The organism is Pseudoalteromonas sp. SIMBA_162, from assembly GCF_046535955.1.
Classification (GTDB): domain Bacteria; phylum Pseudomonadota; class Gammaproteobacteria; order Enterobacterales; family Alteromonadaceae; genus Pseudoalteromonas; species Pseudoalteromonas marina.
Genome location: NZ_JAWJBQ010000677.1, coordinates 1 through 258, shown reverse-complemented (window position 1 = coordinate 258; position 258 = coordinate 1). Strand labels below are relative to the sequence as shown.

Here is a 258-nt window from a genome sequence, read left to right as displayed (position 1 = left end):
CGCCCTTCGTGAAATCGGGATGCGAATTCGTGAAGCCGAACTGAATCAGCTGCCCGCGCTGGTAGATCGGCGACGCGGCCATCGACGTCGCGCTGGAGAAGTCGCCGAGCTCGATCACGATGCGCGGATCGGCGACGAACTTCTGCGCGATCGCGACCGCTTGGCGCGGGTCGCTGCGGCTGTCCTGGAAATCCACCGCGAGCGGGCGGCCATGGATGCCGCCGCTGCCGTTGATCTCGTCGAGCGCGAGATCGAAGC

The 258-nt window shown here is 66.3% G+C and carries 1 protein-coding gene; it reads right to left on the bottom strand.

Features of this window, described 5'->3' with window-relative positions; genetic code table 11:
• The coding region (locus R0J88_RS21380; protein WP_410901082.1) for an ABC transporter substrate-binding protein at window positions 1-258 on the bottom strand (258 nt) is incomplete at both ends.